The sequence below is a fragment of the Pirellulales bacterium genome, assembly GCA_036267355.1.
Taxonomy (GTDB): Bacteria; Planctomycetota; Planctomycetia; order Pirellulales; family DATAWG01; genus DATAWG01.
This window is the reverse complement of sequence record DATAWG010000091.1, coordinates 1-4341: the sequence shown is the minus strand read 5'-3', so window position 1 is coordinate 4341 and position 4341 is coordinate 1. Positions and strand designations below refer to the sequence as shown.

Below are 4341 nucleotides of genomic sequence, written 5' to 3'. Positions count from 1 at the left end.
GCCGGCACGAGGCCCATCCGCGACGATCAGGAGCCGGCGCGGGCGAGCGGCGGCAATGGCGTCGAACACCTGCCGGGTGGTCCCGGGACGATTGAAGATGAACAGCGCAACGGGCGTTGAAAGTTCGGTCATTGGTTCTCTGGGAGTTCGTCCTGGCCGGGAGCCTTGCCCAAGCCGAAAAATCAAAAATCCCGCCAGCTCCCCGCGCGCTGATGTCCGATGAACTGCTCTAGCAGTCGCTGTGGAACGACCGCAATGTCCGAAAACCTCTTGGCGTTCCGGTGCAACGTCTCGGTGATGACATCGGGTCCGGTCGTGTACAAAATATCGTACTGGCTCCGCACCGGCAGGCTGGCCCTGGATTTGGCCAATTGCAGGGCCGCCTTCCAGAACGGGTGGCCGGGAACCGAGGCCATGAAAAAATTGGCGATCCGGCGGCGCACCTCGGGTATGCCTTGGCGGATAGCCATCTCCCGGCCGATCCGACCAGATTCCTTGCGCGACAGGCACACCTCCACACCGAGCAGCAGGTTTGCCCTGGGATAACGCGAGAACAGGCCATCCAAGCACGCGGTGGGTTCAACGTCCAGGTCGGTATAAACCCCGCCATAGCGGTCGAGCAGCATCAGCCGACAGATGTCGCAACGCTGAATGGCTTTGCCATACGAGGCGAACGGGTATTCCGAATACCGCGCGGCAAGGTCGCCGACCTCTTTGCCGCCGTGGACCGTCAGGTTCCAGCCTTGATGAAGCTCGCGCCAGCGGCGCAAATTGCGGTCCAACTTGCTCGGCAATTCGCCGCCTCCGAGCATTCCCCAGACAAAACGAAGTTGCTTGGGAATGCGCGTATGTCCCGTCGCAGCTTGGAAGGGCGCCCGCGACCGTGGGCCGAAGAAGCCTTGCAGGCTGCGTGTAATGTTGCTGGTGATCATGCCGGCGAATAGTGATTTGCAGGCCGGGGATTGGCTCATTCTTCGGCGGCGCCGGTTGGAATCGCAATGGACGGCAACGCTGAAAACCGCGCCGGTGCGCCTCGAAGCGCCGGGCTCTTTGCCCCCCAACCCCACGAGGCACGCAACCAACCGGCGATGATCGCCAACTCGGCGTCGATTCTCTGACCCCGTCGCTGCCAGCGGTTCGGCCGCCCGGCACCGACCGGGCGCCCGCCGTTCTTAGCCTCGTCGGGCCGCCACCAACTGCCGACGTGAAAATGCACGGCGTAAGCATCGAGTTGATCGACCGGCCTTCCCGTGTTGCGGAATTCGTCGGCTTGCTCCATCGATAGCGGATAGAAATAGTCGGGTGGCATCAGGGCGATCGTTTCCTTCGAGGCAAAGCCGTCATAAACGTCGCTGAGCATGAATGGGCCAGTCGTCGTCAGAACGGTTTGCGCGGGATCCGGTTTGGCCGCAAAGGCAGGCAATTCCTCGATCACGCGGCGGAAGAACGGATGACCTGGCTCCGCGGCCATCAAGGCATTGCACACGATCCGCGTCCGTTGGAATAGCCGACCGTGTTCCAACGATTCCTGACCAAGCACACACGATCTTCCTTCCAGAAGAGGATCGAACTGCCGCAGGCATTGAAAATCCAAATCGACATACAGGCCGCCGAAACGCTCAAGTAGAAAATAGCGAACGGCATCCACTCGCTGGATAGGCCAGGGGTATCGATCGTATTGCTTCAAGAACGCGGGGTAGTGCCTTCGGATGAAGCGCCGGTTTTCCTTGTCGGTCCACAGCCGCCATTCCCACTGCGGATGATGCCGCCGCCACGATTCAACGTAGGGACGGAGAACCGCCGGAACGTTTTCGTCTTTCCAGGTCTGATGGATGATTTTTGGAATCGTCATAGTGCGGCCCTGTTGTGAGGACCTTACAAAATCGGGCCGAAGGACAATTGGGGATGAGCTTAAAATCGGCAAAAGTTGCCCAGTCGGTATAACCGACAAATAGCGAACAACCGGATGGAGAGAACCAGCGATGCTCAAAATCACCGTGCTTTCCCCATACTACCCGTCGTTCCAGAATTCAGGCAGCGCGACGCGGCTCGCCAGCATCTTGCGGTATCTACGATCGACTGGATTTCGGGTGCATCTGGTTTTTGCGGGATGGAAGGCTTGCCGCCAACGGAAGCCGGCCGACGTCCAAATGTTCGTGGATCGAGTCAGCATGCTTGAAATGGCAGGTCGGCGATTGCCAGCGGCGCCGTCGCAATGTCTTGAGTTTCTGGTTCGTCCCCGTCGATCGATTCTCTCTCGAGCCGCCATTTCGGCTTGGCGCTGGCTTGGCCGGTCCCAAGATGCTGGCGACGCCTTCTCGCGCATTGTGGCCAGAGACCGTGCCGACGTCGTTTGGATCGACCACACTTACCTTGCACCATTGATTGCAAAGGTGCGGCGCGACCGCACTTTGCTGGTGGTCGATACGCACGACGTTGTGCATCTGCGCGACGCCGATTTGCAGCGATCGAGCTTGCCGGCGGAAGGTGGCATGACGCGCGAGGAAGAAATTCAGCACCTGGAACCGTTCGACCTCGTGATTGCGATTCAGAATGAAGAGCAGAAAGTGCTCCAGGAAATGCTGCCGGATAAAAGGGTAATTGTCGCGGAGCATGCACTCGAAACATGCCCGCGTCGATGCCGGCGGAAGAGCCTCTGCTTTGTGGGCAGCAATCATAGCACCAATGTGGCATCGATCCTGCCGTTCATCGCCGACTCTTGGCAGCAAATTCGCGCCCGATGCCCCGACGCCCTCCTCGAGATTGTTGGCAGCGTGTGCCAAAACGCGGGCTTGGCGGCGGCCGCGGCCATTGACGATCGAATTGTGCTTCGCGGCGTGGTGCCGAACACCGCGGATATTTACGATGGTCCCGCCGCCGTGATCTGCCCGCTGTTGGTGGGCAGCGGGTTGAAGATCAAGTTGGTCGAGTCACTGGCGCACGGCAAGGCGACCGTGGCATCGCCGATCGCCGCCCAAGGTTTGACCACCGGGATCGGCGCGGGCTTCGTTTGCGCAAAAAGCCCATCGGAATTCGCGAACGCGGCGGTGCGATTGCTGACCGATGGCGAATATCGCAACGTCTGGGAACGGGCCGCGCTGGCTTATGCTGCCCGCTTCGATCCGGAAGCAGCCTACCGGGAATTGTGGCAGGCCATTGCTCCCTGTTTGCACGCAATGTCGAACGGGCCTGACCGTCATGCAATCGCGACCCCAATGACACTTTTGGAAACGGCATGACTCAGCTTACCGATCAAATTTCTTCGCCTGGCTCAAAGCCCGCGCGTCGCTCGCGCTGGCCAATGATCCCGAATTTGCGGAGGATGCTCTGCGGTGCGCGGAAGAACAACGACGGCCCAATCCGGATGCAGCTTCACGGCTTCGATGTGTTCGTCAATCGGGGAAACATTTACCCGTCGATCCTGCGGGACAATCGCATACCGTTCTTCAATTCGCCCTTGGTGGAATTGGTGCAGCAGGCGTTTAGCACTTTGGAGAGACGAATCACCGTGGTGGATATTGGAGCGACAATCGGCGACACCGTCTTGCTGCTGAAAGAACGGTGCAATCATGCGCTACGGAGGATCATCTGCGTCGAGGGGGAAGCGGAGTTCTTTGCGCTCTTGGATCAGAACATGAGGCAATTCGAGGACGTCGTCCGAATCCGGGCGGTCCTCGCTGGCAAGGCGAAGCGCGTGCGGTCGCTGGTAAAGCACCATCTCGGTACGGCGGCGGCGATCGGCGACGAGTGGATCGACGCCGTGCCGCTCGATTCGCTTCGACCGGCCATTTCCGCTCCAGTCGACGTTCTCAAAATTGATGTGGACGGCTGCGACGGAGAAGTGCTGTGCGGCGCCGCGGCGCTATTGGAACAAAGTCGGCCTGCGGTGATCTTCGAATGGCATCCAAAGCTCTTCGCGGCCACTGGATGCGATCCGCTGGCGCCGTTCGAAACACTGACGAGCGCAGGCTATGGGTGCTACCTATGGTTCAACAATCGTGGCACGTTCAGCCACTTTAGCGGCGTGCCGTCGCGTGATGTGTTGCAGCAGACCGTCGACTATCTCATCGCTGTCAACGCGCGCTGCGACGAACATTTCGACGTAATCGCCGTTCCAAATGGCTCCCGATTGAATCCGGTTGCGTTGGCAGCCATGGAATACGCTCGCGGCTGGCAAGCGGCAAGACAGCTTTAGCTGGGAGAGAACCAATGACCGAACTTTCAACGCCCGTTGCGCTGTTCATCTTCAATCGTCCCGGGACCACCCGGCAGGTGTTCGACGCCATTGCCGCCGCTCGCCCGCGCCGGCTCCTGATCGTCGCGGATGGGCCTCGTGCCGGC

General features: G+C 60.0%; 4 protein-coding genes. 2 read left to right on the top strand and 2 right to left on the bottom strand.

Annotation, left to right across the window (positions count from 1 at the left end):
• Positions 1-182: 182 nt before the first annotated feature.
• Together VHX65_14260 and VHX65_14255 are read right to left on the bottom strand one after the other, a co-directional pair.
• Complete coding sequence (locus VHX65_14260) at positions 183-932, bottom strand: glycosyltransferase (protein HEX3999712.1); 750 nt, start codon at positions 930-932, stop codon at positions 183-185.
• A gap of 35 nt (positions 933-967) precedes the next feature.
• Positions 968-1852, bottom strand: a complete 885-nt coding sequence (locus tag VHX65_14255; protein ID HEX3999711.1) for a glycosyltransferase — start codon at positions 1850-1852, stop codon at positions 968-970.
• Between the two features lie 529 nt (positions 1853-2381).
• Between VHX65_14255 and VHX65_14250 the strand changes: the two genes are divergently transcribed.
• Both VHX65_14250 and VHX65_14245 read left to right on the top strand, forming a co-directional pair.
• Entirely contained in the window at positions 2382-3239 is an 858-nt protein-coding gene (locus VHX65_14250; protein ID HEX3999710.1) for a glycosyltransferase family 4 protein, read from the top strand.
• 125 nt (positions 3240-3364) lie between these two features.
• Complete coding sequence (locus VHX65_14245) at positions 3365-4195, top strand: FkbM family methyltransferase (protein ID HEX3999709.1); 831 nt, start codon at positions 3365-3367, stop codon at positions 4193-4195.
• Positions 4196-4341 lie beyond the last annotated feature (146 nt).